This window comes from Mucilaginibacter metallidurans (genome assembly GCF_003286435.2).
Classification (GTDB): domain Bacteria; phylum Bacteroidota; class Bacteroidia; order Sphingobacteriales; family Sphingobacteriaceae; genus Mucilaginibacter; species Mucilaginibacter gossypii.
Map to the genome: position 1 here is coordinate 6,946,847 of NZ_CP043449.1, position 26,776 is coordinate 6,973,622.

A 26,776-nucleotide genomic window follows, 5' to 3' on the forward strand; every position below is an offset into this window, starting at 1 on the left:
AGCTTCGCTTTATAAAGGGTGTTAATTAATATCATATAACAAATTGACCAATATTAATTAATTTATAACTTTAGGCTTTGCGCACCGTACCTATAGCTTTTATATAGAACATTTATAGCTTTGGACTTTGTGCAGTCTGCTTTTAGCTTTATATAAAACCTATACCTTAACCTTTAACTGTCTATACTTATGATCACTACCTTTCTCGGGCACGAACTTAAAGCTTTCTGGCGGTCAAAAAACACAGGTAAAAGTATTGCTATCCGTGTCGTGATGGGCTTACTTATCCTTTATCTTTTTGGATGTATTTTGCTTGCCGGTTTGTTTTTGAATGAAATTTTGGGGCAGGTTTTTCCGCATAATGACATAGTGGTTTCTTTTTGCGGTATCATCCTGCTTTATTTTTTGTTTGACCTAATGATGCGCATGCAATTGCAGGAGCTGCCAACGTTACGGGTGCAGCCATATCTTCATTTACCTATAAAAAGGAATACGGTGATCGGCTATCTGGCCTTTACGGCCATGCTCTCGGTTTTTAACCTGTGGCCCATTATACTTTTTGTACCTTTTATTCTAAAAGTAATCCTTACCGATTCGGGTGTTTGGCCTGCGCTGGCTTTTATATTGGCTATTATCGGTTTCATGCTTTTCAATAATTACATGGCCTTGTTTATTAAACGCAAGGCTAATCTTAACGGCTGGGTTCTCCTGGTTTTCGCAGCGGCTCTCATCCTTATTATTACCGGCGATTTCAGGTTTCACCTGTATTCGGTACGTAATATTTCCTATCTGTATTTTGGCCATTTGCTAAATAAACCGGTATTGGTATTATTGCCTGTTGTGCTTGCTGCAACCATGTATTACATCAATTTTGCCTACTTAAAACAAAACCTGTACCTCGAAGAGCTGAGTTCGCGCAAGGCATCGGCTTATAAAAGCAGTACGGAGTTTCCGCTGTTAAACAGGTTTGGTAAAGTTGGCGACCTTGTTGCAAACGAGCTGAAGCTGATATTCCGTAATAAACGGCCGCGATCGGCATTGGTTATGGGGCTGTTCTTTATGTTTTACGGGCTCATATTTTATACCAACAGCCATTACGGACAAACCTGGTACATTTTTGTGGGCATGTTCATGACTGGTATTTTTATTATCAGTTATGGGCAGTTCATGTATAGCTGGCAAGGCGCTCATTTTGATGGCCTGTTGGTAAGCAAAATTAATTTCCGCGATTTTTTAAAGGCAAAATACCTGCTGTTTACCATGGTATCAACCGTGGCTTTTATATTGACTACGCCTTATGCTTATTTTGGCTGGCGCATTGTTTTGGTACATTTTGTAATGTACCTGTGGAACATCGGCATCAACACAACCATTGTGCTGTTTTTTGCTAACCGCAATGCCAAACGGATAGATCTGTCAAAAGGCGCGTCGTTTAATTGGGAAGGGGTGGGGGCAACGCAAATGCTTATTTCATTTCCCTTGATGATCACGCCGTATATCATTTACCTCCCTTTCTCCCTGTTTAAACATGCTGATATAGGCCTGGCCATGCTGGCCGGTACAGGGATCATATTCATTTTAACCCGCGATTTTTGGGTTAAAAAACTGGAAGAGGATTTTATACAAAAACGTTACACCGTTGCCGAAGGCTTCAGAAATAAATAATTCTATGATTGAAGTAAGAAATTTAAAAAAGGTTTATAACGGGATTACCGTTGTGGATGTACCTGCCCTGCAAATTAACAAAGGCGAAAGCGTTGGCCTTGTAGGTAATAACGGCGCAGGTAAAACCACACTGTTCCGGATGGTGCTTGACCTTATTCGCGCCGAAAGTGGCGAGATTTTATCCAACGGTGAAACTGTAGCTGATCATGAGAAGTGGAAAGATTACACCGCTGCTTATCTCGACGAAGGTTTCCTGATAGATTACCTTACACCTGAAGAGTATTTTTATTTTATAGGAGGGCTGCATAGTCATAACCGCACATATGTTGACGAGGTGTTGGTTAGCCTGACCGATTTTTTTAACGGCGAGATCCTGAAGAAAGGGAAGTACATCCGCGACCTGTCAAAAGGTAACCAATGCAAAGTTGGTGTAGCGGCCTGCCTGTTGCAGGAACCTCAATTGCTGATGCTGGACGAGCCCTTTGCCAATATTGACCCAAGTACCCAGTTCAGGCTTAAAAGCCTGCTGAAAGATCTGAACAGGAATAAGGGTGTAACTACCATAGTATCCAGCCATGATCTTAACCATATCACCGATGTGTGCGACCGGATCCTGCTGATGGAAAAGGGCGTGATCATTAAAGATATTGCAACCAGCTCATCAACGTTAAATGAGTTGGAAGCGTATTTTGGCGTTGAGGTCGCCCCTCCTGCCCGTTAAAAGGGTAACTACCGTCAAGACCCCTTTTTAAGCATAAAAAACGCATTGCCGACAGCAATGCGTTTTTTTGTTTAAAATCTTCTTTTGAAAAGCGCGCGTGCATATAAGCCCCCCCTTTAGGGGGCGGGCGGGGCCTGGATTAGCTCATCCGTCAATTTCTCAAACTCGGTGATAAACTCGGTATAATGCTCCCCCGTACCGGGGCCGCTAAAACCTGTATGGATCTTTTGTACGTCGCCGTTTTTATCAATAATGATGGTGGTAGGGAAGCCAACCACTTTTGATAACATAGGCAGGCTTTGGGCGGTTTGTTTTTTATCGCTGGTATAGCCGGTCACCAACAGCGGGTAAGGCACTTTAAACCTGTTTTTTACCTGCTGCAGCGCTTTCTTTGATTTCTCAAAATCGGTGGTGCGCTCATAAGCCAGGCCAATTACCTCAACACCTTTATCGTGATATTTATTATAGTAGTTGACCATATAAGCAGTTTCGTCCATGCAGTTAGGGCACCATGAGCCCAATATCTGTACAATTACTACTTTGTTTCTGAACCTGGCATCATCAAGCGAGATAGTTTTGCCATCAAGGTCCTTAAAGCTGAAAGTTATTTTTTTATACCCCGGTTTTAATGAAGTGAGTGAATATGCATCGGGAAGTTTGGCATTTTCATCCTTTACAGCAGTCCATGCCTGCACAGATGAATAGCCGGCGAAAAATTTACCGTCGGTTAAGGTCTTATCATCGCTAATGGTAGCAGTAAAAGTATAGGCATGACCACCGTCGAAAGTAGAGAGGTAAAGTTTATTGCCACTTACCGAGCCTTCTAAATAACGGTAATCGCCGGTGGTGGTTAAGAAAGTACCTGTAAGTCTATTACCGTCCTGCTTAAACTCGCCAACAGTGGTATCGCGGCCCTCGCCCTCACCAAACACTGCCGACCAGCGGCCGCCGATATTAAATGCCGGTTTTTCGGTATTCTTAAAAAAGCGCCATGAAGTGTTGGGCCGGGCGCCGAACGGAACCAGAAGATCATTATCGGCCAGGTGCCTTACCCAGTTGCCGTTAAGGCTATCTCCGTTAAGTTTCAGCTTAAATTCTGAATTGAACAGCGGCATATGGATAAAAACAGAATCGCCTTTGGTAGCAACATCTGTTACTTTAAAATGCTCGGCACCGTTAATGATAGCTAATTGTTGTTTGCTCCCGCTATTGTTGACCTCGAAATTAAAAGGGATTTCGGTGCCTGATTTAGTTTTAAGCGCACCGCGCCATACACCTGTTTTTAGTTTGGTTTGAGCAAAGCCGGTTTGCAGAAATAGTAATCCGCAAATACCGGCTATAATATTTTTGAAAGTCATGCTTAAATATATAGTCTACTTAATCTATATACTTTCAAAGGTATAAAAACAGCGCCATTATTTCAACAATCCGCGCGAAATGACAATTCTTTGAATTTCAGATGTTCCTTCATAAATCTGGGTTATTTTGGCATCTCGCATCAGGCGTTCAACGTGATACTCTTTCACGTAACCGTACCCGCCATGAATTTGCACCGCTTCTGTGGTGGTGCGCATAGCTACTTCAGATGCATAAAGTTTTGCCATTGATGATGCCTGGGCATAGGGTTTTCCATGATCTTTAAACCATGCCGCTTTAAGGCACATCAAACGGGCTGCCTCAATTTCGGTAGCCATATCGGCCAGCTTAAATTGGATAGCCTGGTGATCGGCAAGCGGTTTGCCAAAAGTTTTGCGCTCCTTAGCATATTGCTTGGCCAGTTCATAAGCGCCGGATGCAATACCCAAAGCCTGCGACGCAATACCTATACGGCCGCCATCCAGTACGTTCATGGCAAACTTAAACCCAAAACCGTCTTCGCCAATGCGGTTCTCTTTAGGCACTTTTACGTCGGCAAACATCAGCGAGTGGGTATCCGACCCGCGTATGCCCATCTTGTTCTCTTTAGGGCCAACAGTAAAGCCCGGCATTCCTTTTTCAACAATAAAAGCGTTAATACCATGGTGCTTTTTTTCGGCATTGGTTTGTGCTATTACAATATAGGTAGATGCGCTGCCTCCGCTGGTGATCCAGTTCTTAGTACCATTAAGCAGGTAATGATCGCCCATATCAATGGCTGTAGTACTTTGTGATGTAGCGTCAGAGCCGGCTTCCGGCTCCGAAAGGCAGAAAGCGCCGATGCATTCGCCTTTGGCCAGCGGTACCAGATATTTTTGCTTCTGTTCTTCGCTGCCATATTTCTCCAATCCATAGCATACCAGCGAATTATTCACAGAAACAATTACTGACGTGGATGCGTCAATCTTTGAAAGTTCTTCCATCACCAGCACATATGATATGGCATCCATGCCAGCGCCGCCATATTGCGGAGATACCATCATGCCCAGGAAACCCAGTTCACCAAGTTTCTTAACCTGTGCGGCAGGGAATTTTTGCTGTTCGTCGCGTTCAATAACACCCGGCTTCAATTCTGTTTGCGCAAAATCACGCGCAGCCTGGCGAATCATTTTTTGTTCTTCGGTCAGTTCAAAATACATGGGTATAATTAAAAGCATAAATATATAAAAATTACTATGCATGCATAGTAATTTTTATAAACAAAAAAAGAGAGCTTTTTTTGAAGCTCCCTTTCCCTAATTAATTTAAACTATTGATTAAACCCAAAACAAAGAACAAAAAATCTCAACTTGGGCGTCTGAGAATTCAATTTAATTTTTCACAGGTAGATGTTACTAAATCTTTTATTTTTTCACAGATGATACAGGGCGAATAACTATATACAAATCCTTTGCCATAATTATAAAATTGTGGCATTAATATTTCATGTTTAAACGTTAGTTGCTCATTTTTATAAAAGAATAATATCTGTATATAAAATGTAATGATGTTATTTTATATTTAGCTTACACAAAAAGTACAAAGTATTATATTATCCGATCCAGTCATGCTTTTAACTGATTTTGAATACCTTAACGACACTAATAGCGCATTTAAACGCAAAGTTGCCTTGAAGATTAAAACCTTACGCAAACAAAATCAGGTTACCCAGGAGAAGTTTTTTAACGAAACACACATAAATATTGCCAGGCTCGAATCAGGTATTATTGATATCAGGTTGGAAACACTTCGTAAAATTTGTTATTATTTTAACGTTTCCTTAGCAGGTTTTTTCCAGGAGATATAATAAATTATCATATTTTAAAAAATAAGCTGTCCTAAATTCTATTTTACCATACAGTTGTTGTATTTTAATTCATACACACACCTAAAAAATGAACAGAAAAACCCAATCCTTATCCATAGTTGCCGCCGCGCTTGGCACCTTACTTAGCGCCTGCAGCCAAACCGACAAAACAAAAGCTTACGAAGCCGGCGACCCCGTAATCCATAATATGGATACCACCGTAAAACCCGGTGACGATTTTTTTAAGTATGCCAACGGAACTTGGCTTCGTAAAAACCCTATTCCGGCTGCATATGCCTCCTGGGGCATCGGCAATGTGGTGCAGGAGGAGCTGCGCGACAAGATGAAAAAGATCAACGAGGATGCGCTTAAGGCTAATACTCCGAAGGGCAGCAACACCCAAAAAATAGGCGATTTTTATTTCAGCGGGATGGATACCGTTAACATCGAAAAACAGGGGCTTGCACCTCTAAAAGATGAACTGGATAAAATTGACCGGATAACGGATATCAAAAGCCTGGTTGTGGAATTCGCACACTTACAAAGGATTGGCGTTACACAGCCTATCGGCGCTTATGTTGGGCAGGATGCTAAGAACAGTGCAAAGATGGCTTTGGGTTTATACCAATCGGGCATTGGTATGCCAAACCGCGATTACTACTTTAATAAAGATGAGCATAGCGTAGCCATCCGTACCGACTATCAAAATAATTACCTGCCCGCCATATTTAAACTGGCAGGCCTGCCTGCCGATAAAGCAATTGCCGCCGCTAAGAAAACTTATTCGCTGGAAACTTTCCTGGCTGATAGCAGCCGGAAACTGGAGGACCTGCGCGATCCTTATCATAACTATAACAAAATGCCACTTGCCGCGCTGAGCAAGCTGGCCCCGGATATTGACTGGAGGCCCACCTTTGAGAAGATGGACTACAAAAATACCGACACCGTAATTGTAGGACAGCCTGAATATTACAGGGCGCTTAATAAAGCACTAAAAACTTTTACTATAGATGACTGGAAGAATTATCTTCGCAAGAACCTGGTCACTGCTTTTGGGCCATACCTCAGTAAACCGTTTGATCACGAAGTGTTTCGGTTTTATGATAAGGTGATTTATGGTAGTACAGCCCAACTTCCACGCTGGAAAAGGGTATTGGATACTGAAAACGGCTTGATGGGCGAGGTATTAGGGCAAATCTTTGTAAAAGAATATTTCCCCGAAAAGACAAAAGAGCGCTATGTAAAACTGGTTGAAGAAATGCGCACCAGCTTTAAAGAGCATATTGAAAAGCTGGATTGGATGAGCCCCGAAACCAAGGAGAAAGCTTACTACAAATTATCAAAAGTTGTCCCTAAAGTTGGTTACCCGGATAAATGGAAGGATTTTTCAACACTGGAAATTAACCGGGGCCCTTACGCCCTCAACGTATTACGGGCAAACGAATGGTGGCATAATTTCAGTGCAGCTAAATTGGGCAAACCTGTAGACCGTACTGAATGGGACATCACGCCTCAAACCTATAATGCTTACTATAACCCATCAAACAACGAGATTGTATTGCCTGCCGGCATTTTTACCATTCCCGGTTACAAGGATGAAAATATTGATGATGCCGTCATTTACGGCTATGCTGCTGCCTCAACTATTGGCCACGAAATGACCCACGGTTTTGATGACCAGGGCCGTCAGTTTGATGCTGCCGGAAACCTTAAAGCCTGGTGGAAACCGCAGGATTCGGTAAAATTTAGTCAGCGTGCCAAAATGCTTATCGACCAGTTTAATGGTTACAGCATCTATGGTTTGCATGTAAATGGCAAAGCCACTCAGGGCGAGAATATTGCTGACCTCGGCGGCATTGTAATAGGTCTTGACGCGTTCAAAAAAACACAGCAGTATAAAGAGGGTAAACTCATTAACGGGTTGACACCCTTACAGCGCTATTTTTTAGGATACTCATTAGGCTGGCTTACGCAGGACAGGAAAGAATCACTTTCGAGCCAGATCCTAACCAATGAACATGCGCCCGGTTTTATGCGTGTTAACGGGCCGTTTACCGATGTGCCTGAATTTTACGAAGCCTTTCATATTAAAAAAGGTGATAAGATGTGGATAGACCCGGATAAACGAGTGAAGATATGGTAGCGTAGCGGTAATGATGTAACTGGCCGTTACATGATCACAATTATAACGTTTAAAACAGACACGAAGCAAATCCAAACCATACAGGGCGACTGTAAATCGGGATTGCTTCGTGTATCATAGTTGCATGACTGTAAGTTGTTAATTGTCATTCGTAATATGTATTGTAGTTTTAGGATTGTCCTGGGGCTACTCCTCATGACGTCCTAACGGTTCCCTACAATATAAACTTCGTGCTCAGGAAATTGGAATCATTGTCATTCACAATTTCGTTGATGATGTTTTTGTTGGTTTCGGTCATTTTAGTGGTAACTAATGAACGGATTGAGAACGACCTTAACGCATCATGTACCGAAAGTGTACCCTCGGCGCTGTCCTTGCGCCCGGTGAACGGAAATACATCCGGACCGCGCTGGCACTGACTGTTAATGTTTACGCGGCTTACTAAATTCACAAAGGGATCGATCAGTGACGAAATTTCCCTGGCATCATTACTGAAAATACTCACCTGCATACCATGTGGCGAATCTATCTGGTAAGCGATAGGCTCCTCAATATCTTCAAACGGAATTACTGGGATCACCGGTCCAAATTGCTCTTCGCGGTACAGTTTCATGTTTTCATTAACGGGGTAAACTATGGCCGGGAAAAAGAACGAAGCCGATGTTTCACCTCCGTTTTCGTTAATCACCTTTGCACCGTTAGCTAAGGCGTCATTTACAATATCGGTAAGGTAAGCCGGTTTATGAGGTTCGGGGAGCGGGGTAAGTTTTACGTCCTTTTCCCAGGGCAGTCCGAACTTAAGTTTGGCAACGGCCTCGCTCAATTGTTTTAAAAACTCATCAGCAACGGCTTTATGTACAAATATCACTTTAATAGCAGTACAACGCTGGCCGTTAAATGACAGCGAGCCTAAAATGCATTCGCTCACAGCCTGCTGCAGGTCGGCATGTTTGGTGACTATAGCTGCGTTCTTGGCGTCCAGGCTTAAAACAGCTCTTAAGCGATTAATTTTAGGGTGGCGCTTTTTCAAATCATTTGCCACTTTGCTTGAGCCAATGAAAGCCAGCACATTCACCTTGCCCGATGACATCAGCCCGGGTGTTACCACTGCGCCCCTGCCATAAATGGTGTTCACCACTCCTTTAGGGAATGATTCCTGGAAGGCTTTTAGCAATGGGTAATGCAATAGTGTGCCGTGTTTAGGCGGTTTAAATAAAATGGTGTTCCCCATAATCAGCGCGGGGATCAGCGTAGTGAAAGTTTCGTTTAACGGGTAATTAAACGGCCCCATACAAAGCACTACCCCCAGGGGCGAACGACGGATCTGGGCCACCAGGCCCTCGGCCATTTCAAAGCGTGACGACTGGCGGTCGATATCTTTTAACGCGTCGATGGTGGCATTGATGTATTCAATAGTGCGGTCAAATTCTTTAGCCGAATCAGCGTATGATTTACCTATTTCCCACATCAGCAATTTTACCACCAGCGTACGTTGTTCGCTCATTTTGTAAATAAAGCGCTCCATACATTTAATACGGTCGGCAATGCTCATGGTGGGCCATTCGCCGCGGCCATTGTCATAGGCTTCAAGCGCGGCATCCAGGGCTTCAAAAGCTTCTTTTTCGGTGCAAACCGGGTAAGTGCCTATCAGCTTCCGGGTAAAAGTACCGTCCTCTGCCCAAAAACCAACAGGTGAGTAAACTTCACTTACTTCGCCGTTCCATGGTTTCATTTCGCCACCGCTCAGGTATTCGCGCTGGTGTACTTCTTCAATCTGAAATTCGGGGGGATATTATTTTCATCAATAAAAATTGAACTGAGCTGGGTTTTAAAACTCATATTTTTTCAAGGGTTTGATTTCCCTAAGATAAAAAAAGCCTGCTTTAACAAGCAAGCTTTATGTGTTATAATTGTTTACTGATTTTAATAGCCGAAGGCATTATTGATGATCCGATCCACCTTCGTGAAAGAATTATCCTTTTGAAGGGCCTTTGATTCCCGGTTTCCTGCTTCTTTTCAAAATCCTGGTTTAGGGAAATTAACGCCACCTGCGGCAAGCTCTTTAAGCATTTGTTCCTGAAGGTTTATTTTAGCATTGAGGAAATCGGCCGGATCAACCCAAACATTAATGGTAAACCTTACACAATCGTTATCCAGGCTAATAACACCCACCCGCGCGGCCGGATCATGAAGGATATCTTCATTGGCATTTACTACGCCTGTCATGATGGCCTTCGCCTTTTCTATATCATTGTTATAGCCCACCCGCAATTCAAAATCAAGACGGCGGCGGCCTTCGCGCGTTATGTTTACAATAACTTCATTAAACAGCTTTCCGTTAGGGATAATGACGGTTTTGTTATCGGCAGTAATAAGTACGGTATAAAACATCTGTATAGATACCACCCTGCCATCCTGGCCTTGCGCAACAATGCTGTCATCTATCTCAAAAGGTTTTAATAACAAAATCAGCACACCACCTGCAAAGTTTTGAAATGTGCCCGACAGCGCCAAACCGGCTGCTACTGAAAATGCGCCGATAATGGTGGTGAAAATGCTCATTTCAAGCCCTATGATGTTCATTACCCAAATAATGAGCAAAACATATAAAGCTGTAATGGTTAAGCTTAAGAAAAATGGCTGCAGTGATGAATGAATACCACGCTTCATCATACGCATGCGCAGCCTTGCACGCAAAAACTTAATAAACCATAACCCAATAAAAAATATGATTAGTCCACCTACATAATTAGGGCCGCGGTTAATAAGCCAATGGTGGAACTCAGTGTAAAATTCGTCCAGTTTCATAACTGGGCGCAAAGTTAATAATTATCTATTAACTGTACAGGGAAACGAAGAGCTCGGGGCCCTTAAACAACACCCACTCAACCAGGGTGCTTTGTATTTGTTTTGTTTTTTGAGATAGACGTTTCATGACCTGCATAATTCAAATCCTGTGCCTGATTAGTGCTGTATCAGATTTGTTATGCAAAATTACGTATTACTACGCCCAGAGGATTTGGAAATTAATCAAATGATTAATAAATGACCGTTGAATTACCTTAGGATGACTATAACGGCCTCTTTTAAAGCACAAAACCCTGTATGCAAAAGCATACAGGGTTTTGAAAGTATATAAGTTTCTATACACCCCTTCAGGGGGCTTGGGGGCTCTTACATCATGCCGCCCATGCCACCGCCACCCATTGGTGGGCCAGCTGGAGCATCTTCAGGATCATCAGCCAATACAACTTCAGTTGTTAATAACATTGAAGCGATTGAAGCAGCGTTCTCTAAAGCTACGCGACCTACTTTAGTTGGGTCGATAACACCGGCAGCAATCAGGTTTTCGTATTTATCGGTACGTGCATTGTAACCAAAGTCGGCAGTGCCTTCTTTAACTTTTTGCACAACGATTGAACCTTCGATACCAGCGTTTTCGCAGATCTGACGTAGAGGCTCTTCGATAGCGCGACGGATGATCTGGATACCAGTGTTTTCGTCTTCGTTATCGCCTTTAAGGTCAGCTAAAGAAGCAACAGCACGGATGAAGGCAACACCACCACCAGCTACGATACCTTCTTCAACAGCGGCACGTGTAGCGTGTAAAGCATCGTCAACACGGTCTTTTTTCTCTTTCATTTCAACTTCGGTAGCAGCACCTACGTAAAGTACAGCAACACCGCCAGATAATTTGGCTAAGCGCTCTTGTAATTTTTCGCGGTCATAATCAGAAGTTGTTGATTCAATTTGTGATTTGATCTGGCTTACGCGGCCTTTGATCTCTTCTGCAGAACCAGCACCATTGATGATAGTAGTATTATCTTTGTCGATAACGATTTTCTCAGCAGTACCTAAGTAGCTAAGATCAGCGTTTTCTAATTTGTAACCTCTTTCTTCAGAGATCAAAGTACCACCGGTAAGGATAGCGATATCCTCTAACATAGCTTTACGACGGTCGCCGAAACCTGGAGCTTTAACAGCAGCAACTTTCAGTGAACCACGGATTTTGTTAACTACCAAAGTAGCTAAAGCTTCACCGTCAAGATCTTCAGCAATGATCAATAATGGTTTGCCGGTTTGTACTTGTTTTTCAAGGATAGGAAGCAATTCCTTCATCGAAGAGATCTTTTTATCATAGATCAGGATGTAAGGATTTTCCAGTTCAGCTTCCATTTTATCAGCATTGGTTACGAAGTAAGGAGAAAGGTAACCACGGTCAAACTGCATACCTTCTACAGTTTTAACTTCTGTTTCAGTACCTTTTGCTTCTTCAACGGTAATAACACCGTCTTTACCAACTTTTTCCATTGCTTCAGCAATTAACGAACCGATAACCTCGTCGTTATTTGCAGAAATAGAAGCAACTTGTTTGATTTTGTTATTGTCTTCACCAACAGTTTGTGACTGAGTTTTCAGGTTTTCAACAACTGCTGCAACCGCTTTATCGATACCGCGTTTCAAATCCATTGGGTTTGCACCGGCAGCCACGTTTTTAATACCTGCAGTTACAATAGCCTGAGCTAAAACAGTAGCAGTAGTAGTACCATCACCTGCAATATCGGCAGTTTTTGAAGCTACTTCTTTAACCATTTGAGCACCCATGTTTTCAAGGGCATCTTTTAATTCAATTTCTTTAGCAACAGTAACACCGTCTTTAGTGATGGCTGGTGAGCCAAATTTTTTATCGATGATTACGTTACGGCCTTTAGGGCCTAAGGTTACTTTTACTGCGTTAGCAAGGATATCAACACCGCGTTTCAGGGCGTCGCGTGCTTCAACATTGTATTTAACTTGTTTTGCCATGATGTTTTAATTATTGAATTATTGAATTAGCGAATGAGTGATTTGATTTCGCTTTCAATAATCTATTTTTTTTAATTTCTTTGATTTTAAACCAGCGGTTTGAATAGGAATAAATTCACTAATTCAATAACTCACTAATTCACTAATTGGTTAAAGAACTGCGTATATGTCTGATTCACGCATAATTAAGTACTCTTTACCTTCATAGGTAATTTCAGTACCTGCATATTTACCATATAAAACCTGGTCACCAACTTGTACGGTTAAAGGCTCATCAACTTTTCCCTGTCCAACAGCAACGATGGTTCCACGTTGAGGTTTTTCTTTGGCAGTATCAGGAATGAAGATACCTGAAGCGGTTTTCTCTTCGGCTGCTGCAGCTTCCACTACAACCCTATCGCCGATCGGTTTAATGTTTAATGACATAGTTATAACTGTTTATTTTTATTTAAGTTTTTCAGCCCGATATGCAACATCAATTATGCCAAGCGGGTATTATGGCAAGTATTGACAGGCTAAACTGTTTTAATGTCAGCAAAAGGTTATTTACGTTTTGCAGCTTAACAATTTTTTAACCCGATGGTGTCAGGTTGTCAGTATGACTTAGGGATGACGGTAGGGGGATGATGCTTTAAAAAAAATGTCATTTCGATAGAGCAGGGGGGAGGAGTGCGCGGTAGGGCGAAAGAGAAATCTTTTAGGCTTTGCAGAGCGATAATGTATGATTTATACAAGGCGTATAAGATTTCTCCTCACTCCCACGCGTATTCCCTCACTTGTTCGTCGAAATGACAACCAGTTTTTATTGGTCGGGAGCGATTAAGAAAGAATGTTGTATCTGAACGAGTCTTACGCCGTTTTCCTCACCGCTGATAACTTCTTCACTTCATCCTTAGCTTTTGCAAACCATACTTTATTGCTTTTTCGCTCAACAGGGCTTAACTGCGATTGCTCGTTGAGCATATCCGTGAAAATTTGCCAGGCATCGTCATCGCGGCCGGAACGGGTAAGGAACATGCCGTATTCATAGCGGGGTTCAAAATAGGAGTAACGCCCTTTCATCAGTTTAAATTCATTTTCGGCCAACTCTTTCTGGTAAGTAAGCTCAAGCGATTTGGCATACAGGATGTGCGCTTTTGAACGGGCAAATTGTGGTAGCTTATAAAGCTTTTTAGCAATAGGAATAACCTCGTTATACTGGCCTTTTTCAAAGTAAGCCACAATGAGCTGTGCCATCACATGTTCGTTTTCGGCAAAGGCTCCGGTAAGACTATTCTTGTATATTTCGAGTGCCTTATCAGTAAGTCCGGCTTCCAGGTAGGCATCTGCCAGTTTTACCCGATTGGCAAAGGTATCAGTAAACCTTACTTCATCTTCAAGGCGTTTTATTTTGGCCCCGGGGTTTATTACCGCTTCAACATTTATTTTAGGTGCACGGATGCTGCGATTGGACAGGATTTCGCTGTATATATAATACAAGCAGCCAAATACGGGTATTACTATCAGGACCCAAAGCCATTTTTGCTGGGTGCCGCGCCGCAGGCTGTGAATGATACAAAATGCCTCTAATATCAATATAATATAATAATAATTGCCACCGCCGAAGTACATGCCTGTTTATGATATAAGATTTAGTAATAATCAAAAATAATGAAAATGTAGCTTCAAACAAGAGGTATTTATAGCTGTAAAATGATTTTTTTGCTAATTGTTTGAGTATTGGATAAACGGGATTAATCGGCAGGTAAATAAAAGCCACCGGTTATTGTTGCCGGTGGCTGTATGTTAAAATAGCCCTAATTGTCCCTGGTCATCCATGTCGATATCGTCGGGGTTGGTGATCTCAAAATCGATCTTTTTAGGTGGCTTTGGCGACTCTTCAGATTGATCGGCTGGTGTTGCCGGCCCGTCTTCCTGAGAAACTACAGGCTCATCTTCATGTGTATCTGTTGATGCAAGAGTAGCTTCTTCGTTAATGTCGGTTTCGGCAGTTTCCGTTGCCTGGTTAATGCCATCACTTATCAGCTCAACTGATTTTACCGGATGTTGTGAAAGGCGGTTGCCCATGGCTTTCATTCCTTTTACATCAATAACATCTGCTAAATTCAGTTCGAGGGTTTCAGGTGTTTGATCTTTGCCTTTCAAGTGCGTCATGCTGATTACAGGCGCGGTGTGACCGATCAATACCATTTTTGATCCGGCTTCTTCACTGATCAGGCTTACCTGCTTACCAACGGCTATGTTTTCAAAAGAGAAACGCTTAACAAGATAGTTTTTGGATTTACCCTCGATGTGCACGATCGAGAAAACTGCCTGCGGCTCATACTTTTCGATAAGGATCATCTTATCATCAAAGTGGTTGTTAAGATCAAAACTGCTTAATTCATAAACGCCATTGCTAAGCACGGTGAGAATACGGTCGTCACCATCAAATTCGCCCAGGTATTTGCCGCGGCCATCTGCGTTCAGGCGCTTCAGGATATCATCATACCAGATCTTACGTCCGGCCAGCGTTGACACACCCTTGCTTTTCAGTATGATTTTTTTAACCGGGTATTTGGTAATGATATTACCCATCGAACCGCGGCCTTTGATAGCTATAGATGCGAAATCCTCATCAAACTGTAGTTTTTTAAGTTTGGAATGAGGTTTAAGCTGTACGTTCACCACCTCGGCCTCACCGTTAGGGTTAGCGGTAAAGTACAATACTTTTGAGCCTTTGGTGCCCTTGGTAAGGTCATATTCCTTATCGCGGGTTACACCCACTACCGAGAATCGTTTGATATAACTGATGCCGCTCTCGCCGTCTTTATATATCATATTATAAACGGTGCGCTCATCGTTCTTTTTAAACACGGCAACGTGAATGATGTCCTTACCCACAAAAACCTTGTCCTGCACTTTGGTAATCATACAGCGCCCATCGCCCCTAAAAACAATGATCTCGTCAATGTCTGAGCAATCGCCGACGTATTCAACCGAGTCATCTTTCTTCAGGCCAGATCCAATAAAACCGTCGGCCCTGTTAACATATAGCTTGATATTAGCCAATGCTACCTGTGCAGCTTCAACCTTATCAAAGGTGCGCAGTTCGGTTTTGCGCTCCCGGCCTTTACCATATTTATCCTTCAGTTTTTCGAACCAGGCAATAGTATACTCGGTAAGGTGTTTCAGGTGATGTTTTACCTGTTTTATCTCATTTTCGAGCGCCTTCATTTGCTCGTCCGCTTTCTTAACATCAAAGCGGGTGATGCTGCTCATAGGTTTGTCTATCAGCTTTTTATAATCTTCGGGCTGTATGGTGCGGTAAAACTGCGGAAAGAAAGGCTCAAACAAGCGGTTCAACACTTCCAACACCACTTCAAAATTGCCCGAGTTTTCGTACTCAGGATTTTTATACATCCCTTCCTGAATAAAGATCTTAAGTAATGAACTGAAGAAGATCTTCTCCATTAAATCCTTCAGCCTGATCTCCAACTCCTGTTTTAGCAGGTCTTTGGTGAAGAATGTGCTTTCGGTAAGCATATCGTTCACGCTCATGAAGCGCGGCTTATCATCCTGTATTACGCAGGTGTTTGGTGATATGGATACCTCGCAATCGGTAAAGGCATAAAGAGCGTCGATGGTTACATCGGGCGAGATGCCGGGAGCCAAGTGAATAATGATCTCTACATCCCTGGCGGTATTATCCTCAATTTTTTTGATCTTGATCTTACCTTTATCGTTGGCCGAGATCACGCTGTCAATTAAACTGCCGGTAGTAGTAGTAAATGGTATTTCGGTAATGGCAAGCGTTTTTTTATCGCGCTCAACAATTTTAGCTCTTACCCTCACTTTACCTCCTCGCTGACCTTCGTTATATAGTGAAGCATCAGCCATGCCCCCTGTCGGAAAATCAGGCATGAGGTTAGGGCGTTCACCTTTTAATACGGCTATGGAAGCATCAATTAACTCGATAAAGTTATGAGGTAAGATTTTGGTAGCCAAACCTACCGCAATACCTTCGGCTCCCTGTGCAAGCAGCAAGGGGAACTTTACCGGCAGGGTAATAGGCTCTTTGTTACGGCCGTCATAGCTGGCCTGCCAAACGGTTGTATCCGGGTTAAAAACAACATCAAGTGCAAATTTTGATAAGCGCGCTTCAATATAACGGGGTGCCGCAGCCGAGTCGCCGGTTACCGGGTCGCCCCAGTTTCCCTGGCAATCAATCAACAGGTTTTTCTGACCAATCTGCACCATCGCGTCACCAATAGAAGCATCACCATGAGGGTGATATTTCATGGTGTTACCGATAACATTGGCGGCTTTGTTAAAACGCCCGTCGTCCATTTCCTTCAACGAATGCAGGATGCGGCGTTGTACGGGTTTTAAACCATCGTTGATATGCGGAACAGCCCGGTCGAGAATTACATAGGATGCATAATCAAGAAACCAATTTTCATATAACCCATCGAGTGAGGCAACGGCGTGGAGTTTTTCTTCATTAGGGTTTGGTGTATCGTTTTGATGCAGATCTTCACTCATTATTCAATAAAAACTTTTGGATTGGTAAAGATACGGATTATGTGCTGATGTGCAGATGAAGTGAGCTACATTTTAATGTCTTGTTAATATTGGTTTATAACAAAATTGTTACGTTTGGGTAGGTTTGCAACAATTACCAATTGCGTGCGTAAAAATTATTAATGTAACAAATAATTGATTGATATTGTCGTTAAAGCATAGCGGTTATTTGAATGCGCGAGGGTGTTGATTAATTAATTTGTTTATATATTTACCTATGGTGCTTTAACCAGGTTTTTTTTCCTGGCTGCCCCTTAAATGAAAACTATTTTGAAGTTAACCCGGCCCTTATTGCTTATGGCTTTGTCGTTGCTGTGCTTTACAAAAAGCATAGCTCAGATAAGTCCAAGGCCGTTATATGCCCAAAATAATAAGAAACATACAACTGCGAAGGTTAAGGCTGGCTACTCAAAGCTCAAAACAGCAGGTACTGATCAGTTTAAAGAATTTACCAAGCTTTTGGCCCAGGCCAATGTAATTTATACCCCACCCAGGGGGTTTAAAGAGATTCCCGCTCCCAATGATGAGGATTTTTCATTTGATTATGCGTTGCAGTTGCCGGGGCAGGATTTTGAAGTATGGTTCCAGGTAAAATCCCAGAAACAAAATTATACCAGTTATGAGCAGGGGCAATATGATATTGACCGGGAAACCGAAAATCCCGATTCGATATATATAAACATGAGCAGGGCGCACGCCATAGCTTTTACCGGCGAAAGGGATAACTTTATGCGGAGCATACCGGTTAACGTTTTAAACAGATATAAAGCTGATGCCGGTAAGTCATACCTGTTAAACCTGCTCGATTTGCCTGCTACCAAGCATTATAAATACGCGCTGCTTATTGCATTACAGCGTAACCATACCGGCACCATTATGGCTGTTTGTTTTACTAATGATAAAGGCCCAGAGTTTTTTAAAAATGTAGACAGGGCAAGTAATTGCTTGAAGTTTAAGCCGTAGAGAGATAAAGAAAAGTAATCTCTCTGCTGTGTCATTTCCTTTATATAATTCCCCGATGTTAATAAGTTGATATTTGCTCTCCGTTAATTCAGGCGGGAAGTTTTATTTTTGCAGTTAGGCGTATTTTTACGCTGTTTAATTTTCTACTTTATATACATGGCAGAACCAGTTAATTATAGTGAAGATAGTATCCGCTCCCTTGATTGGAAGGAGCACATCCGTTTACGCCCCGGTATGTATATTGGTAAGCTGGGCGATGGCTCTGCTTATGACGATGGTGTATACGTACTGCTTAAAGAGATCATTGATAACTCGATAGACGAGTTTGTAATGGGATCGGGCCGTACCATTGAGGTGAACATGAGCGACCATAAGGTATCGGTGCGCGATTATGGCCGCGGTATCCCTTTGGGTAAAGTGATCGACTGTGTATCCAAAATAAATACAGGCGGTAAATACGATAGCAAGGCCTTTCAAAAATCGGTAGGTTTAAATGGGGTGGGTACCAAGGCAGTTAACGCGCTTTCCAACTCATTTACAGTACAATCATACCGCGACGGGCGCACCAAACTGGCCGAATTTGCCAAAGGTGAGCTCATTCGTGATGAGAGCGAAAAAGATACCACCCAGCGTAATGGTACCGCTATCAATTTTATACCCGATGATACCATTTTCAGACATTACCGTTTTATCCCGGAGTTTGTAGAAAGTATGATCTGGAACTACGTGTTCCTGAATGCGGGCCTTACCATCAACTTTAACAATCAAAAGTATTTTTCGGAGCGTGGCCTGTATGACCTGCTCACCCGCAATACCGATGCTGAAACTTTACGGTACCCAATTATCCACCTTAAAGGCGAAGACATTGAGATAGCCATGACCCACGGCCAGCAATACGGCGAAGAATACTACTCATTTGTTAACGGTCAAAATACTACCCAGGGCGGTACGCACCAGGCGGCGTTTCGCGAAGCTGTGGTAAAAACCGTGCGCGAGTTTTATAAAAAAGAGTTTGATGCATCGGATATCAGGGCTTCAATTGTTGCAGCTATTGCCATAAAGGTTCAGGAACCGGTATTTGAATCGCAAACTAAAACCAAACTGGGTTCACAAAATATTGGTCCGGAAGGCCCGTCTGTACGTGGTTTTATTAACGATTTTGTTAAAAAGGAGCTTGATAATTATCTGCATAAAAACACAGAAGCGGCTGATGGCTTGCTAAAAAGGATCCTGCAATCAGAACGGGAGCGTAAGGATATTGCCGGTATTAAAAAACTGGCCAACGAGCGTGCAAAAAAAGCATCGTTGCATAACCGTAAGCTGCGCGATTGTAAAGTGCATTTTGACGATACGCACGAACGTAAACAGGATACCACGTTGTTCATTACCGAAGGTGACTCGGCCAGTGGTTCTATCACTAAATCGCGCGACGTGATGACCCAGGCTGTGTTCAGCTTAAAAGGTAAACCCCTTAACTGCTTTGGCCTAACTAAAAAGGTAGTTTACGAAAACGAAGAATTTAACCTGCTGCAGCATGCACTGAATATTGAGGACGGCCTTGATGCTTTACGTTACAATAACATTGTGATAGCTACTGATGCCGATGTGGACGGGATGCACATCCGCCTGCTGTTGATGACCTTCTTTTTGCAGTTTTTCCCCGACTTGGTGAAAGCCGGTCATGTTTCCATATTACAAACACCGTTATTCCGCGTACGAAATAAAAAGGAAACCATTTATTGTTACAGCGATGAGGAACGCCGTAACGCCATAGCTAAATTGGGTAATAAACCCGAGATCACCCGCTTTAAAGGTTTAGGTGAGATCTCGCCCGAAGAATTTGGTTTGTTTATTGGTAAAGACATGCGGCTTGACCCTGTAATATTAAGGGATGCCAATGTAAAGGCGCTCCTCGAATATTTTATGGGCAAAAATACTCCAGCCCGTCAAATGCATATCGTTAATAACCTGCGGGTTGAAAAGGATGATGAAACCATCAACCCAACAATAGCTAAAGAAACTGAGGCTGAGGAAGAGTTGCCGGTGGCAGTATAAACCTTGATTTGCCTGATTGGAGGATTTCCTTGAGTTGCTTAACATATGAGGATACTTTAATCAGGCAGTTTTTTTTATCGTGGAAATCAAATAATCCTAAAAATCAGGGTTTTTATTGAAAAATTTCCTTATCTTGTTTCCCCCGATTTTTTAACAAGGGTTGATAATATATGATAAGTCACGAAATTAAAATAGCCTTTGACGAATATGAGTCGCTGGCCGATCTTGATAAAGCCGACAGGCAGCTGTGCCTTGAAGCACAGAAAGCATTAAAAAACTCACATTCTCCATATTCCAAATTCCGTGTTGGGGCTGCACTTCGTTTGCAAAGCGGTAAAATTATTTATGGCAGTAACCAGGAAAATGTAGCCTATCCATCGGGTTTATGTGCCGAGCGGGTGGCATTGTTTAACTGGGGAGCCAATCACCCTGATGATCCTATCGAGGCTATGGCGGTAACTGCACACTCAGATGATTTTCCTATTGTAAAACCAATTACCTCATGCGGATCATGTTTACAGGTATTAGCTGAATGCGAAAAGCAGCAAAATCAATCAATAAAAATTATATTGCATGCCGAAGATGGACCGGTTTGGATCATCAAAGGCATTGAAAACCAATTGCCGTTTTTATTTTTTGAAGAACGTATAGCTACTCCATAATGAAACTGAAGTTTTTTTTTCTCTTCATAGGTCTTGCATTTAGTATTGATGTATTTGCCCAACAGGGTTTCCCGTTTGATAATGAGATCAGGGCATTTAAACATCAGGATAGCCTGAGCTTTCCAAAACCAGGTGGTATTTTATTTATCGGCAGTTCATCTATCCGTAAGTGGACAGATCTCGAGCAGCGTTATGCCGGCAGGCCTATTATAAGGAGGGGAGTAGGCGGTTGCGAATTATGGCAGATAGCAGATTATTACACGCCTTACATCCTGCTCCCATACAAGCCACGCAAAATTTTTGTTTATGCCGGCGAAAACGATATAGCGGCAGGTAAATCGGCCCAGGCGGTTGCCGCTTCATTTGCAAAGCTGTGGGAACTAATCCATCAGAAATTGCCGGGTGCCGAAGTGTATTTCATGTCGATTAAACCGAGCCCGGTGCGCGCTAAATATTATGATGTGGTTTATGCCGCGAATGAGCTCGTGAAAAGCTATCTGAAAGGTAAACCAAAAAGTTATTATGTCGACCTGGTTCCGGCTATTTACAAGCCGGTACTACAGCCCCTGATTCAAGTTTGTTTAATAACGATTACCTGCACCTTAACAGCAAAGGTTATGATCAATGGCAAAAGGTACTTGATCCGCTGGTGAAATAAAATAAAAAAGCCCCGCACCAACGGGCCTTTACCTACTTACATATTAAACACTAAACTAAAACTTACTTATTTAAAAACGCTGTACACGTTTGTAATTTTCCAGCCGCTGCCGGTGTTGGTAACGGTTACATAGTTGCTGCGGGTAAAAGTGCTGTATTTCATATCAACTTTTACTACGGCAAGGTCATTGTTGCTTTCAACAATTGAAGTGCTGGTAATGCAATCCTGCTCGGTATTTTTATTGGCTTTTAATAAGTCAACTACTTCAGTTTTGGTAAAACTTAATACTTTAGTGCCGCGTAACATGCTGAATTTTGCCGATTGATCTACCACTTCGTTAAAGCCCTGCATTTTGCCGCGGGTCATGGCATCTATATAAGTGTTGATGGCGTAGTTTTTGGTTAAATTATCGCCTTCAATTTTATTTGTTGCTTTTGCTGCAGTGCCTATTACTAATAAGGCTAAGCCAAGCATGATTGATTTTAAGGTTTTCATATTGTTGTTGTTTTTTAGGTTTTTAACTTTTAAATTGTTTTTATACTCATAAGACATCGCTACCATGCATTACGTTACAGCCTCTACAACTAAATATGACGATTTAACAAACATTTAACATTTTCGCATATTTTTTAGTGGTGATGATTACAATATGCTATTAAATAATACTTATGGTTGATTTTAATACCATTATTTTACAGTTTGCCGAACAGGGCGAAAAAACCGGGTGGACCTACATTGAAATTCCGGCAGATGTGGCGCAAGAAATGAAGCCTGGCAATAAGAAATCGTTTCGTGTAAAGGGTAAGCTTGATGAGTTTGAGGTGCGTGGTATGGCCCTGATGCCAATGGGAGAGGGGAATTTTATCATGGCCCTGCGCCGGGAAATCTGTAAAGCAATCCATAAACATCGCGGGGCCATGCTCCGGGTACGGCTTGAACCTGATAATGATTTTAAATACATTGTTCCTGATGATTTGCTGGAGTGTTTGGAATACGAACCCGATGGCGGCGATTTTTTCAATAGTCTTGCCGAAAGTCACCGGGGGTATTTTATAAAATGGATTGAGAGTGCCAAAACCGAAGTTACCCGCGCTAACCGTATAGCACAAACCGTTAACGCCATGGCACGCCGTATGGATTACGGCCAAATGCTGCGCGCGCAAAAAAAAGCAAGGGAGTAACTGTGTAGTGTATCAGCTGTAATAAATTTGATGATTAATAATTATTAATGGAAATCCCTTCATTTAAACTTAACGGTCGCATCTGGATAGAAATGGACGAGGAAAAAGTACTTGGCCATGGCCGGGTCGAGTTACTTGAGCGGATCCATGCCTCCGGCTCCATCAGGCAGGCCGCGCTGCAAATGAAAATGTCGTACAAGCAGGCCTGGGATTTGGTGAACCACATGAATGATGGTTTTAAGCAGCCGCTGGTAATTTCAAAAAGAGGGGGAAAGGGTGGTGGAGTAGCCTTGCTTACACCATTTGGGCTGGAAATTATCGGGGAGTTTAAAGATCTGCAGCAAAAATTCTCTCAATTTTTAGAAAGGAATAGCAAAAAGTAAAAGTTTTTTCTGGGTTTAGTATTGAAAATTAAAAAACGGTATTCGTGGTGGATTGATTTGTCGATCCTATTCTGCATTTTTGCGTTGTGTTTTTTAAAATATAACGAAATCGCTATATGATATAAGCGTTTTGCAGATCTACAGCAATCAAAAAAAACTAACATAAGCCATGAAAAAATATACCCTTATATTGCTGCTATTGATAGCCGGTTTAACAACACAGGCGCAAACAAAAGAAGCCGTAGTAAAAATAACCGGAGAAGTAACAAATCCACTAACCATTGGCCCTGCCGAGTTGCAGCAATACAAGCAAACCTCCGTTACCCGTAAGGACAAGGACGGAAAAGCCCACATCTATTCGGGCGTAATTGTATCCGAAATACTGACTAAAGCAGGTGTTACCCTGGGCGCCGACTTACATGGTAAAAACCTGGTCAAATATCTTTTAGTTGAAGCCAGTGACGGCTACCAGGTACTTTTTGCCCTTGCCGAACTGGACAAAGGTTTTACCGACCGCGTGATCATTCTTGCTGATAAAATCGATGGCCAGCCCCTGGCCCCTGCCGATGGGCCGTTCCGCATCATTGTTCAGGATGAAAAGAAACCTGCGCGTTGTATAAAGCAGGTAATTGCTATGAAGGTGATGTTTGCGAAGTAGGATAGGTATATTTAATTTGAAATGCTATCTTAGAAGCTGTTTAAAGATGTCATTGCGAGGTACGAAGCAATCGCAAACTATACAGGGCGGGTCTGCTAATGGGGGGATTGCTTCGTATCTCGGAGTGGTGCTTTTTTATTTAAATAGCTTAATTAATTTAAACCTTTCATGATTCCATATAGCCAGGCTGTAGAGCAACTTGAAGAAGAGAAACCTAAAATATACACCCTTAACTCAATCAGGGTAGCAACATTTATATTCGGGCCATTAGCCGCGGGGTATTTGGTATCTCAGAACTACAAAGCGTTTAACGAGAAAGATAAATCAACCACAACATGGATAATTGCCGTTGTCGCATTGATCGCAATTATTGGCCTGGCTGTTATTACTTCAAATACAGAGCGGTTTCCAAGATTTATATTTCCATTGGCTTATGCCTGGGGGACTTTCCTGCTTGTACAAAAGTTCCAGGGCGAACAAATGAAGGAACATTTTGCCACTGGAGGTGAAATTTTTACCATATGGCGTGCATTGCTTGCCGGTCTGATTTGTCTAATTGTGACACTGGCAGCCATATTTTTGATTCTTTTAATGATACCTGGAGCTCTTGAAGAATAAAACTCGCCATAGGACGGTCAGCACCAGAGATGCAAAAGGTTTGTAGAAAATAAATAATCAAATTGTTAGTGTGTGCCAGAGGTACACAACTTCAACGTCCTGCACCTCTGGCACAATTAATTTATTCCACCTCTTCCATCAGGGTATTGAACATCACAAATTTTTCGTTAAATTTTTCCTGGTGGGTAGCCTGAAATTTGTGCAGGTGGTTCATGTAAAACTGCTGAAAATGCTCAATGCTATCAGCATTGTATTGAATACAGTAGGTAACCCCTTCGTTAGGCGAATCAATAACAGTCAGGATGCGGTACGAGCTGAAATGTCCGGTAGCCATGATAGCCGGAATATGGATGGTTTTGATATAGTTAAGCCATTCGTCATGAATGGTTTCGTCAATTATTATGGTATCGTTGTATACAATCATCTTCAAAAATAATCATTTTCGATTTAGGTCATTAAGTCATTTGGTCATTTTGTCATTGGTCAGGCGTAAAAGTAAACTCCCTTTGCTAAGCAATGACCTAATTACGCAATGAAACAATGACCTATCAGGACGCATCCGGTTTATCGCCTCTTAAGAGCCTGAAGCGTTTACGGGCTTCGTTGATCCAGAGGCTGCCGGGATAATCGGTTATGATTTTCTGGTAGTAGTTCCTGGCAGTGGTTTTATCGTTTAGCCTGTTTTCATAAATATCGCCTAACATAAATACGGCATCGTCAGCCCAAAGGTCGGCGGGATGTTCTTCAAGTATTTTTTTCAGAAGGGGTACCGCGCCGGCATAATCCTTCTGCTGGATCAGGATGCGAGATTTTGACATCATGATATCATCATCTAAAGCATTGTTCGGGAACTTTTTGCCAATACTGTCTAATATCATTACTGCCTTTTCGGGATTTTGAGCAAAAATCTGCAAATCGGCCCGGGCGTACACTTTAAGCGCCGCCCCGCTGCTATCGGCAGCAAGATTATCCTGGATCAGCAGCAATAGGTTAAGTGCATCATTTGCTATTAATTGCGATGTAGCAACTTTCAGCACATCCAACTGTCCCTTTGCCCAGGTGAAATCTCCGGTATAATAAGCCATTTTAGCATTTCTGAATAAGGCATCCTGCCCGATGGCAGTAGCTGGGAAATCTTTCTCAACCTGGCTGTAAAGCAGTGTGGCCTCCCAGGGTTGGTTGTTAAGCAGGTAAATATCGCCTAAATCAAGCTTGCAATCGGCTAAAAGGTTTGGCCTGATATCATTTAACCTGGTAGTTTCTTCCAATAATTTTGGGGCGTCCTTAAGCTTGTGAAGCTTAAAAGCTTGCAGATTGGCCAGCTTCTGCATGGCAAAGGCGGTACTGCTGTTACGGCCAAATTCGGTGAGCAAGTCGTTATAATCTTTTTCAAGTCCAAGCAAATCTTCGGGTAGGTATTTGCCCGATGTTACTTTCAGGTTTTTGGTGTTGATCAGCTCAATCTTTGAGAGGATGTATAGGGAGGTTGTTTTCCCTTTACTGATAATGTATTCATATCCGCGGATGGCTTCGTCATAAGCCTCATTGGCAATGAAGGTACGGCAGAGATCATAGATGCTGTTACCATCGTCATTTTGTCTGCGGCTCAGGGCCAGTGCCTGGTTAAGGGCCAGATCAAATTCTTTTTGCTGCAGGTATTGCCAGGTAAGCAGATCGGCATAAATGGTTTGCTGCGGATCTTTCTGAATGCGTCTCAGTAAAGCTGTTTTAAGCATATCATAATCAGCGCTACCCTCGTATACATTTGAAAAAGCATTCTCGGCCTGGTTTATAAAGTTGGGGTTTTGAGGTAAAAAGTTCAGGTATTCATCGGTTAATGATATTTTGTCGCGCTTAAAACGGTAAAGGTTAATAAGCTCATAAGTAAACATGTTATCATTTTTGAGCAATTTCCGTCCTTGCTGAAAAATTTTAATTGCATAATCAATATTAGCGCTTTGGTAAAACTGGGATGCCAGGGCAGCTATTTCACCCTGGTCGGCCGGGAGGTTTTTGATCAGGTCGTCATAAATAGCGTCAGCTTTGGCCATATTGCCCCCCTGTGTATAAATGTTACCCAGCATTATAGCATACTGGTGGTCATCAGGATGGCGGCGGATCAGTTTTTTGGTGACGCTTTCGGCATCATCAAATTTTTTAAGATTGAGCAGTGTATTTACGTATACGCTATAGTAATTCTCGTTGTTTTGCTTGTATAACTTTTGATAAATTTCGAGTGCTTTTTGCGGTTCGCCGTTAGCATTGTATTGCCTGGCCAACAGCAGTTCATTGTCCTGTGCAAGCAGCCTGCTGCTAAAGCAAAAAGCAATAATAATAACAATATATAAAGCCCTCATCTGTTCAAAAATAATCAATTAATAGGATTGCTTAAGCCGGTTTGCCATATTATTTATATAACGGTATATAAGGGTAAAATTGTAGTGACATCTTGATAACATCGAACTTATTTATCTAATTTGAGTACGTGAATAAAATGG

Annotated in this window: 23 protein-coding genes; 12 read left to right on the forward strand and 11 right to left on the reverse strand. The window is 42.3% G+C overall.

The window, feature by feature from the left end; all coding sequences use genetic code 11:
- The first annotated feature begins 189 nt into the window (after positions 1 to 189).
- Together DIU38_RS29965 and DIU38_RS29970 are read left to right on the forward strand one after the other, a co-directional pair.
- Positions 190 to 1,665, forward strand: a complete 1,476-nt coding sequence (locus DIU38_RS29965; RefSeq protein ID WP_112651076.1) for a DUF5687 family protein — start codon at positions 190 to 192, stop codon at positions 1,663 to 1,665.
- 4 nt (positions 1,666 to 1,669) lie between these two features.
- On the forward strand, positions 1,670 to 2,386 hold the full coding sequence (locus DIU38_RS29970) for an ABC transporter ATP-binding protein (RefSeq protein WP_112651216.1): 717 nt from the start codon (positions 1,670 to 1,672) through the stop codon (positions 2,384 to 2,386).
- A 116-nt stretch (positions 2,387 to 2,502) separates the two neighbouring features.
- On the opposite strand, the gene DIU38_RS29975 is transcribed toward DIU38_RS29970, so the two are convergent.
- Both DIU38_RS29975 and DIU38_RS29980 read right to left on the reverse strand, forming a co-directional pair.
- Positions 2,503 to 3,744 carry a peroxiredoxin family protein gene (locus DIU38_RS29975; protein ID WP_112651074.1) on the reverse strand — a complete coding sequence of 414 codons (1,242 nt, stop codon included), beginning with the start codon at positions 3,742 to 3,744 and terminating at the stop codon, positions 2,503 to 2,505.
- Positions 3,745 to 3,801: 57 nt separating this feature from the next.
- Complete coding sequence (locus DIU38_RS29980) at positions 3,802 to 4,941, reverse strand: acyl-CoA dehydrogenase (RefSeq protein ID WP_112651214.1); 1,140 nt, start codon at positions 4,939 to 4,941, stop codon at positions 3,802 to 3,804.
- A gap of 407 nt (positions 4,942 to 5,348) precedes the next feature.
- Between DIU38_RS29980 and DIU38_RS29985 the strand changes: the two genes are divergently transcribed.
- Together DIU38_RS29985 and DIU38_RS29990 are read left to right on the forward strand one after the other, a co-directional pair.
- Complete coding sequence (locus DIU38_RS29985; protein WP_112651072.1) at positions 5,349 to 5,588, forward strand: helix-turn-helix domain-containing protein; 240 nt, start codon at positions 5,349 to 5,351, stop codon at positions 5,586 to 5,588.
- 88 nt (positions 5,589 to 5,676) lie between these two features.
- On the forward strand, positions 5,677 to 7,731 hold the full coding sequence (locus tag DIU38_RS29990; RefSeq protein ID WP_112651070.1) for a M13 family metallopeptidase: 2,055 nt from the start codon (positions 5,677 to 5,679) through the stop codon (positions 7,729 to 7,731).
- 214 nt (positions 7,732 to 7,945) lie between these two features.
- On the opposite strand, the gene DIU38_RS29995 is transcribed toward DIU38_RS29990, so the two are convergent.
- From DIU38_RS29995 to DIU38_RS30020, 6 genes are all read right to left on the reverse strand, one after another.
- The gene (locus tag DIU38_RS29995) at positions 7,946 to 9,463 is read right to left on the reverse strand and encodes an NADP-dependent glyceraldehyde-3-phosphate dehydrogenase (protein WP_149354204.1); all 1,518 of its coding nucleotides are present in this window, start codon (positions 9,461 to 9,463) and stop codon (positions 7,946 to 7,948) included.
- A gap of 284 nt (positions 9,464 to 9,747) precedes the next feature.
- Positions 9,748 to 10,539 carry a mechanosensitive ion channel family protein gene (locus DIU38_RS30000; protein WP_112651066.1) on the reverse strand — a complete coding sequence of 264 codons (792 nt, stop codon included), beginning with the start codon at positions 10,537 to 10,539 and terminating at the stop codon, positions 9,748 to 9,750.
- 366 nt (positions 10,540 to 10,905) lie between these two features.
- Entirely contained in the window at positions 10,906 to 12,537 is a 1,632-nt protein-coding gene (gene groL, locus DIU38_RS30005) for a chaperonin GroEL (protein WP_091171658.1), read from the reverse strand.
- Positions 12,538 to 12,687: 150 nt separating this feature from the next.
- A complete protein-coding gene (gene groES, locus DIU38_RS30010) occupies positions 12,688 to 12,963 on the reverse strand; it encodes a co-chaperone GroES (protein ID WP_090530466.1) in 276 nt (91 codons plus the stop codon).
- A 423-nt stretch (positions 12,964 to 13,386) separates the two neighbouring features.
- The gene (locus DIU38_RS30015; RefSeq protein ID WP_112651064.1) at positions 13,387 to 14,148 is read right to left on the reverse strand and encodes a hypothetical protein; all 762 of its coding nucleotides are present in this window, start codon (positions 14,146 to 14,148) and stop codon (positions 13,387 to 13,389) included.
- A 174-nt stretch (positions 14,149 to 14,322) separates the two neighbouring features.
- Positions 14,323 to 17,061 carry a DNA gyrase/topoisomerase IV subunit A gene (locus DIU38_RS30020; protein WP_112651062.1) on the reverse strand — a complete coding sequence of 913 codons (2,739 nt, stop codon included), beginning with the start codon at positions 17,059 to 17,061 and terminating at the stop codon, positions 14,323 to 14,325.
- Between the two features lie 297 nt (positions 17,062 to 17,358).
- Between DIU38_RS30020 and DIU38_RS30025 the strand changes: the two genes are divergently transcribed.
- The 4 genes from DIU38_RS30025 to DIU38_RS30040 all read left to right on the forward strand — a co-directional run bounded on the left by DIU38_RS30025 (position 17,359) and on the right by DIU38_RS30040 (position 21,433).
- On the forward strand, positions 17,359 to 18,063 hold the full coding sequence (locus DIU38_RS30025; RefSeq protein WP_112651060.1) for a hypothetical protein: 705 nt from the start codon (positions 17,359 to 17,361) through the stop codon (positions 18,061 to 18,063).
- 156 nt (positions 18,064 to 18,219) lie between these two features.
- Complete coding sequence (locus DIU38_RS30030) at positions 18,220 to 20,118, forward strand: DNA topoisomerase IV subunit B (RefSeq protein WP_112651058.1); 1,899 nt, start codon at positions 18,220 to 18,222, stop codon at positions 20,116 to 20,118.
- A 170-nt stretch (positions 20,119 to 20,288) separates the two neighbouring features.
- Complete coding sequence (locus tag DIU38_RS30035; protein WP_091171669.1) at positions 20,289 to 20,780, forward strand: cytidine deaminase; 492 nt, start codon at positions 20,289 to 20,291, stop codon at positions 20,778 to 20,780.
- Positions 20,780 to 21,433 (forward strand): GDSL-type esterase/lipase family protein, encoded by a 654-nt coding sequence (locus tag DIU38_RS30040; protein WP_149354205.1) that lies wholly within the window; start codon positions 20,780 to 20,782, stop codon positions 21,431 to 21,433. The genes DIU38_RS30035 and DIU38_RS30040 overlap by 1 nt, the downstream gene beginning before the upstream one ends.
- 71 nt (positions 21,434 to 21,504) lie before the next feature.
- On the opposite strand, the gene DIU38_RS30045 is transcribed toward DIU38_RS30040, so the two are convergent.
- Entirely contained in the window at positions 21,505 to 21,933 is a 429-nt protein-coding gene (locus DIU38_RS30045; protein ID WP_167516316.1) for a nuclear transport factor 2 family protein, read from the reverse strand.
- Positions 21,934 to 22,106: 173 nt separating this feature from the next.
- Here DIU38_RS30045 and DIU38_RS30050 point away from each other — a divergent pair, with 173 nt between their 5' ends.
- From DIU38_RS30050 to DIU38_RS30065, 4 genes are all read left to right on the forward strand, one after another.
- A complete protein-coding gene (locus DIU38_RS30050) occupies positions 22,107 to 22,619 on the forward strand; it encodes a YdeI/OmpD-associated family protein (RefSeq protein WP_112651052.1) in 513 nt (170 codons plus the stop codon).
- Between the two features lie 47 nt (positions 22,620 to 22,666).
- Complete coding sequence (locus DIU38_RS30055; protein ID WP_112651050.1) at positions 22,667 to 23,002, forward strand: winged helix-turn-helix domain-containing protein; 336 nt, start codon at positions 22,667 to 22,669, stop codon at positions 23,000 to 23,002.
- A gap of 169 nt (positions 23,003 to 23,171) precedes the next feature.
- Positions 23,172 to 23,660: a molybdopterin-binding protein gene (locus DIU38_RS30060; RefSeq protein WP_112651048.1), complete on the forward strand. Its 489-nt coding sequence runs from the start codon at positions 23,172 to 23,174 to the stop codon at positions 23,658 to 23,660.
- A gap of 168 nt (positions 23,661 to 23,828) precedes the next feature.
- Positions 23,829 to 24,278: a hypothetical protein gene (locus tag DIU38_RS30065; protein ID WP_112651046.1), complete on the forward strand. Its 450-nt coding sequence runs from the start codon at positions 23,829 to 23,831 to the stop codon at positions 24,276 to 24,278.
- A 121-nt stretch (positions 24,279 to 24,399) separates the two neighbouring features.
- Here DIU38_RS30065 and DIU38_RS30070 read toward each other — a convergent pair whose 3' ends face one another.
- Positions 24,400 to 24,702 (reverse strand): DUF4286 family protein, encoded by a 303-nt coding sequence (locus DIU38_RS30070; RefSeq protein WP_090530427.1) that lies wholly within the window; start codon positions 24,700 to 24,702, stop codon positions 24,400 to 24,402.
- Between the two features lie 124 nt (positions 24,703 to 24,826).
- On the reverse strand, positions 24,827 to 26,635 hold the full coding sequence (locus tag DIU38_RS30075) for a tetratricopeptide repeat protein (RefSeq protein ID WP_112651044.1): 1,809 nt from the start codon (positions 26,633 to 26,635) through the stop codon (positions 24,827 to 24,829).
- Positions 26,636 to 26,776: the final 141 nt, after the last annotated feature.

Excerpts from the sequence above, each read along its gene's own strand:
- DIU38_RS29965 (WP_112651076.1), top strand. The coding sequence starts at position 190 with ATGATCACTACCTTTCTCGGGCACGAACTTAAAGCTTTCTGGCGGTCA.
- DIU38_RS29970 (WP_112651216.1), top strand. The coding sequence starts at position 1,670 with ATGATTGAAGTAAGAAATTTAAAAAAGGTTTATAACGGGATTACCGTT.
- DIU38_RS29975 (WP_112651074.1), bottom strand. The coding sequence starts at position 3,744 with ATGACTTTCAAAAATATTATAGCCGGTATTTGCGGATTACTATTTCTG.
- DIU38_RS29980 (WP_112651214.1), bottom strand. The coding sequence starts at position 4,941 with ATGTATTTTGAACTGACCGAAGAACAAAAAATGATTCGCCAGGCTGCG.
- DIU38_RS29985 (WP_112651072.1), top strand. The coding sequence starts at position 5,349 with ATGCTTTTAACTGATTTTGAATACCTTAACGACACTAATAGCGCATTT.
- DIU38_RS29990 (WP_112651070.1), top strand. The coding sequence starts at position 5,677 with ATGAACAGAAAAACCCAATCCTTATCCATAGTTGCCGCCGCGCTTGGC.
- DIU38_RS29995 (WP_149354204.1), bottom strand. The coding sequence starts at position 9,463 with ATGAAACCATGGAACGGCGAAGTAAGTGAAGTTTACTCACCTGTTGGT.
- DIU38_RS30000 (WP_112651066.1), bottom strand. The coding sequence starts at position 10,539 with ATGAAACTGGACGAATTTTACACTGAGTTCCACCATTGGCTTATTAAC.
- groL (WP_091171658.1), bottom strand. The coding sequence starts at position 12,537 with ATGGCAAAACAAGTTAAATACAATGTTGAAGCACGCGACGCCCTGAAA.
- groES (WP_090530466.1), bottom strand. The coding sequence starts at position 12,963 with ATGTCATTAAACATTAAACCGATCGGCGATAGGGTTGTAGTGGAAGCT.
- DIU38_RS30015 (WP_112651064.1), bottom strand. The coding sequence starts at position 14,148 with ATGTACTTCGGCGGTGGCAATTATTATTATATTATATTGATATTAGAG.
- DIU38_RS30020 (WP_112651062.1), bottom strand. The coding sequence starts at position 17,061 with ATGAGTGAAGATCTGCATCAAAACGATACACCAAACCCTAATGAAGAA.
- DIU38_RS30025 (WP_112651060.1), top strand. The coding sequence starts at position 17,359 with ATGAAAACTATTTTGAAGTTAACCCGGCCCTTATTGCTTATGGCTTTG.
- DIU38_RS30030 (WP_112651058.1), top strand. The coding sequence starts at position 18,220 with ATGGCAGAACCAGTTAATTATAGTGAAGATAGTATCCGCTCCCTTGAT.
- DIU38_RS30035 (WP_091171669.1), top strand. The coding sequence starts at position 20,289 with ATGATAAGTCACGAAATTAAAATAGCCTTTGACGAATATGAGTCGCTG.
- DIU38_RS30040 (WP_149354205.1), top strand. The coding sequence starts at position 20,780 with ATGAAACTGAAGTTTTTTTTTCTCTTCATAGGTCTTGCATTTAGTATT.
- DIU38_RS30045 (WP_167516316.1), bottom strand. The coding sequence starts at position 21,933 with ATGAAAACCTTAAAATCAATCATGCTTGGCTTAGCCTTATTAGTAATA.
- DIU38_RS30050 (WP_112651052.1), top strand. The coding sequence starts at position 22,107 with ATGGTTGATTTTAATACCATTATTTTACAGTTTGCCGAACAGGGCGAA.
- DIU38_RS30055 (WP_112651050.1), top strand. The coding sequence starts at position 22,667 with ATGGAAATCCCTTCATTTAAACTTAACGGTCGCATCTGGATAGAAATG.
- DIU38_RS30060 (WP_112651048.1), top strand. The coding sequence starts at position 23,172 with ATGAAAAAATATACCCTTATATTGCTGCTATTGATAGCCGGTTTAACA.
- DIU38_RS30065 (WP_112651046.1), top strand. The coding sequence starts at position 23,829 with ATGATTCCATATAGCCAGGCTGTAGAGCAACTTGAAGAAGAGAAACCT.
- DIU38_RS30070 (WP_090530427.1), bottom strand. The coding sequence starts at position 24,702 with ATGATTGTATACAACGATACCATAATAATTGACGAAACCATTCATGAC.
- DIU38_RS30075 (WP_112651044.1), bottom strand. The coding sequence starts at position 26,635 with ATGAGGGCTTTATATATTGTTATTATTATTGCTTTTTGCTTTAGCAGC.